Source organism: Kitasatospora sp. NPDC091257 (assembly GCF_044757675.1).
Taxonomy (GTDB): domain Bacteria; phylum Actinomycetota; class Actinomycetes; order Streptomycetales; family Streptomycetaceae; genus Kitasatospora; species Kitasatospora lactacystinica.
The window spans coordinates 1-4,601 of the sequence record NZ_JBIVVI010000745.1; the positions used below are offsets into that span (position 1 = coordinate 1).

A 4,601-nucleotide genomic window follows, 5' to 3' on the forward strand; every position below is an offset into this window, starting at 1 on the left:
GGATCGGGATCGGGAGGAGATCGTCACCCGGCAGCTGGAGGCCGTCGGCCTGCCGCCCGCCCTGTTCGGCGACCGCCGGCCCCACCAGCTCTCCGGCGGACAGGCCCAGCGGGTCGCCATCGCCCGGGCGCTGGCCGCCGGGCCGCGCGTCCTGATCGCCGACGAGGCGGTCTCCGCCCTCGACGTCTCGGCCCAGGCCACCGTGCTCAACCTGCTGCGCGACCTCACCGAGGAGCGCGGACTGGCCGGCCTGTTCATCTCCCACGACCTCGGCGTGGTCCGGGCGGTGAGCGACGAGGTGGCCGTGCTCCAGCTCGGCCGCATCTGCGAGCGCGGCCCCACCGAGGCCGTCCTCGCCGCCCCGGCCCACCCCTACACCGCCGCCCTGCTCGCCGCCGTCCCCGAACCCGGCCGCCCGCTGCGCGACACCGGCCTGCTCCCCGCCGACCCGCCCTCCCCCCTCGCCCCGCCCAGCGGCTGCCGCTTCCGCACCCGCTGCCCGCTGGCGGACAGCCGCTGCGCCACCGAGGAGCCCCGGCCCCGGGAGGTGGCGCCCGGCCGCACGGTGGCCTGCCACCGCCCGCTGGTCGGCGCCGCGGAGGCCTGACCGGCCTGGCGCGCGGCCCGACCAGGCACCGGGACGGGCGGCGGACGGGACCGGGTCGCCGGTGAACAGGGCGCGGCGCTCGTCCCCGGCCGACCCGCCCGCGACGCCGAACGGCTGACGGATGGCGAGCGCGCGGCGGCGGCACTCCCCCGGAGGTGTCGCAGCCGGCACGGAAGCACCGGCCCCGGTCGGCCGCCCGACAACGGCGGCGCGGCCGAACCCCTGACCGAGGCATGACGCGACCGCCGCCTTCGGCCGTTCCACGGTCGGGGCCCGGTAGCGTCACCGGTCATGAGGATTCTGGTCACCGGCGGCGCCGGGTTCATCGGTTCGGCGGTCGTCCGGGGCCTCGTGGCGGCGGGCCACGAGGTCCGTGTCCTGGACGCGCTGCTTCCCGCCGTCCATCCCTCGGGGATGCCACCCGAGCTGCCCGCGGCGGTGGACTTCCGGCAGGGGGACGTACGGGACCGGGCGACGGTCGAGCGGGCGCTGGCCGGAGTGGACGCGGTCTGCCACCAGGCGGCCATGGTCGGCTTGGGGACGGACCTCGACGACGCGCCCGCCTACGCGGGCTGCAACAATCTGGGAACGGCGGTGCTGCTCGCCGCGATGGCGCACTCGGGCGTGCGCGGCCTCGTCCTCGCCGGGTCCATGGTGGTCTACGGCGAGGGTCGCTACCGCTGTCGGCTGCACGGGGACGTCGCACCCGGCCCACGGCGCCCGGACGAACTGGACGCCGGCCGGTTCGAGCCGCCGTGCCCGCGCTGCGGTGCCGAACTCGTGCCCTGCCTGGTGGCGGAGGACGCACCGACGGACCCGCGCAGCGTGTACGCGGCGACGAAGCTCGCCCAGGAGCACCTGGTCTCCGCCTGGAGCCGCGCCTGTGCGGGCCGTGCCCTGACCCTGCGCTACCACAACGTCTACGGCCCCGGGATGCCGCGGGACACTCCGTACGCCGGAGTGGCGTCGCTCTTCCGCTCGGCCCTGGCCCGGGGCGAAACGCCCAGGGTGTTCGAGGACGGCGGGCAGCGCCGGGACTTCGTCCACGTGGCGGACGTCGCCGCCGCGAACCTCTCCGCGCTGGCGGCGCTCGGCGACCGCCCGCCGGGCAGTGCCCGGGCCTACAACGTGGGCAGCGGCGAGGTCCGTACGGTCGGGGAGATGGCACGGGCGCTGGCCGCCGCCCACGGTGGACCGACGCCGGTGGTGACCGGCGAGTACCGGCTTGGCGACGTCCGCCACATCACCGCGGACTCCGCCCGGATCCGGACGGAACTCACGTGGCGGGCCCGGGTCTCCTTCGCCGACGGGATGCTGGAGTTCGCCGCCGCGCCGCAGCGGGCGTGAGAACGGCGCGCGACGTCAGCCGTGCGCGGGTGCCGCCGGATCCCGTCCGATCCCCCGGACGGGTCGAGCCTCGCCGACGTGGCACCTCCGCAAGGCGCGGTTCGGCCTCGGCGGGCCGGGCTGCGGTTAGCGTGACCGGCGTGACTTCTCCCCTCCATCCCGTCCCCGTCGCCGATGTCGTCCTTCCCTGTCTGGACGAGTCCGCGGCCCTGCCGTGGGTGCTCGGCCGTGTCCCGGACGGCTGGCGCGCGATCGTCGTCGACAACGGTTCGCGCGACGGCTCGGCGGAGTTGGCCCGGTCGCTGGGCGCCACCGTCGTCGAGGAGCCCCGGCGCGGTTTCGGCGCCGCCTGCCACGCCGGTCTGCTCGCCGCGACCGCCGGACTGGTCTGTTTCATGGACTGCGACGGTTCACTCGATCCGGCCCAACTACCCCGCGTCGCCGGTCCCGTGGCGGCCGGCACGGCAGACCTCGTGCTCGGCCGCCGCCGTCCCGCGACCGCCGGCGCCTGGCCGGTGCACGCCCGGCTCGCCAACACCGTCCTCGCCCGCCGGCTGCGCGCCCTCACCGGGGCGCCGCTGCACGACCTCGGACCGATGAGGGCCGCCCGGCGGGAGCGGCTGATCGCCCTCGGGCTGGGCGACCGCCGCTCCGGCTATCCGCTCGAAATGGTGCTCGCCGCCTCGGCGGCCGGGATGCGGATCACCGAGACCGACGTCGACTACCTGCCGCGCTCCGGCCGCTCCAAGGTCACCGGGACCGTGCGCGGCACCCGTCAGGCCGTACGCGACATGCGGGCCGTGCTGGCGGCACCGCCGCCCACCCTGCTGGTCATCGCCAAGGCACCGGTTCCGGGCCGGGTGAAGACACGTCTCACCCCGCCGTGCAGTCCGGGGCAGGCGGCGGCGCTGGCCCGGGCCGCCCTCGTCGACACCCTCGCCGCTCTCGACCGGATGCCGGCCGGCCGGCGGCTGCTCGTCCTCGACGGGGACGCCGGTCCGTGGCTGCCGCCCGGTTGGGACGTCGTCCCGCAGTGCGGCGGCGGGCTCGACGAGCGGCTCGCGGCGGCCTTCGCCCACGCTGCCCGGCGAGCTCCGGGATCACCCGCCCTGCTCGTCGGCATGGACACCCCGCAGCTGGACCCGACCGTCCTCGCCGAGTCGCTCTCCCCGGCCCACCGCACCGGTGCGGACGCCTGGTACGGCCCGGCGGCCGACGGCGGCTTCTGGGCCCTCGGCCTGGCCCACCCCACCGAGCGGCTGGCCCGACGCCTGCTCCGGGGGGTGCCGATGTCCACCTCCCGCACCGGCGCCGCCCTGCTCGACCGCCTCGCGGCCGAGCGCCTGACGGTTCGTCATCTCCCGGTGATGACTGACGTGGACACCATTCAGGACGCCCGCCGCGTCGCGGCCGAAGCGCCGCACACCGGGTTCGCCGTGCGCCTGCGCACGATCGACACCGCCCCGGAGTTCGCCGGATGACCGCCCCGGCCGCCGCCTGGATCGACGACCCGTTCGCCGAGGCCGTACGCGCCGGACGCGGCCCCCTGTGGCTGCGTCAGGAGGACGGCTCGCGCATCGCACTCGACGTCGAACGGTGGTGCGCCCCCGCCGCCGGAGGCGACCACAGCCTGCTGCGGCGCTGCGTGGGTCTGGCCGCCCCGGTGGTGGACCTGGGCTGCGGACCCGGCCGGCTCGTGGCCGCCCTGCTGGCCCTCGGCGTCCCGGCCCTGGGCGTCGACGTCACCGGGGCGGCGGTGGAACGGACCCGCCACCTCGGAGGCCCCGCCCTGTGCCGGTCCGTGTTCGACCGGCTGCCCGCCGAGGGCCGCTGGGGCGGTGCGCTGCTCGCGGACGGCAACCTCGGCATCGGCGGCGACCCGGCCGTGCTGCTGCGCCGTGGCGCCGAACTCCTGGCACCGGACGGCGTCCTGCTGGTCGAGGTCGAGCCGTGGGAGCTCGACGAACGGATCACCGTACGGGTCGAGGGTTCCGACGGCCGCCTCGGTCCGGCGTTCGCCTGGGCGCGATGCGGCGCCGGGGCGGTCACCCGGCGGGCCCGCCGGGCCGGGCTCGTCGAGACCGAACGCTGGACCTCCCACGGACGGCGGTTCCTCGCCCTCCGCAAGTCCTCCGCCGGCACACTCGTGTGACGGGGCGCTTCGCCCCGCCTCCTCCGAGTCGGCGGTGCGCCACGCGCCTCGGAACGTCGGCGGCCGGTCAGGCCTTCGTCGTACCCGGCGCCGGACCGCGCGCCGGCCGCGGCGCTACGGCGCGGGACAGCCCACGGGCCGTCGGCACCGCGAGCACACAGGCCAGCGCGACCGCGTACGCGGACCGTTGGGCGTCCGCCCCGCCGACGAGGTAGAGCGCCTGTCCGGCCGCCGGAACGGCCAGCCACTCCCACCGCCCGTCGAGCGCGACCAGGGCCACCACCAGCAGGCCGTACCAGGGGTAGCTCGGCGCGACGACCAGCAGCGCCGTTCCGGTCACCAGCAGGGCGCCGCGCCACGGACGGCCGGGATCGCCGCGCAGCAGCACCCACAGTGCCACCACCGCCAGCACCAGTGCGGCCGCCCACGGGGCCCACCGGTCGGCGACGACGATCCGCAGGAGGCCGAACCGGTCGAGGTGCCCCTGCTCGTACC

Annotated in this window: 4 protein-coding genes and 2 pseudogenes; 5 read left to right on the forward strand and 1 reads right to left on the reverse strand. The window is 77.1% G+C overall.

Features of this window, described 5'->3' with window-relative positions; all coding sequences use genetic code 11:
* From ACIQOV_RS28670 to ACIQOV_RS28690, 5 genes and pseudogenes are all read left to right on the forward strand, one after another.
* The coding region (locus ACIQOV_RS28670) for an ABC transporter ATP-binding protein (RefSeq protein WP_401053381.1) at positions 1-607 on the forward strand (607 nt) is incomplete at its 5' end.
* 291 nt (positions 608-898) lie between these two features.
* Positions 899-1,954, forward strand: a complete 1,056-nt coding sequence (locus ACIQOV_RS28675) for an NAD-dependent epimerase/dehydratase family protein (protein WP_401053383.1) — start codon at positions 899-901, stop codon at positions 1,952-1,954.
* Between the two features lie 131 nt (positions 1,955-2,085).
* Positions 2,086-2,808, forward strand: a pseudogene (locus tag ACIQOV_RS28680) (glycosyltransferase family 2 protein); the annotation flags it as partial.
* A gap of 99 nt (positions 2,809-2,907) precedes the next feature.
* The gene (locus tag ACIQOV_RS28685; RefSeq protein ID WP_401053385.1) at positions 2,908-3,435 is read left to right on the forward strand and encodes a DUF2064 domain-containing protein; all 528 of its coding nucleotides are present in this window, start codon (positions 2,908-2,910) and stop codon (positions 3,433-3,435) included.
* The gene (locus ACIQOV_RS28690; protein WP_359903868.1) at positions 3,432-4,106 is read left to right on the forward strand and encodes an SAM-dependent methyltransferase; all 675 of its coding nucleotides are present in this window, start codon (positions 3,432-3,434) and stop codon (positions 4,104-4,106) included. The genes ACIQOV_RS28685 and ACIQOV_RS28690 overlap by 4 nt, the downstream gene beginning before the upstream one ends.
* A gap of 67 nt (positions 4,107-4,173) precedes the next feature.
* Here the strand turns inward: ACIQOV_RS28690 and ACIQOV_RS28695 are convergent.
* Positions 4,174-4,601, reverse strand: a pseudogene (locus ACIQOV_RS28695) (hypothetical protein); the annotation flags it as partial.

What these genes read in the sequence shown, in the direction of transcription:
- ACIQOV_RS28690 (WP_359903868.1), top strand. Translation starts at nt 3,432, where the DNA reads ATGACCGCCCCGGCCGCCGCCTGGATCGACGACCCGTTCGCCGAGGCC.
- ACIQOV_RS28675 (WP_401053383.1), top strand. Translation starts at nt 899, where the DNA reads ATGAGGATTCTGGTCACCGGCGGCGCCGGGTTCATCGGTTCGGCGGTC.
- ACIQOV_RS28685 (WP_401053385.1), top strand. Translation starts at nt 2,908, where the DNA reads ATGCCGGCCGGCCGGCGGCTGCTCGTCCTCGACGGGGACGCCGGTCCG.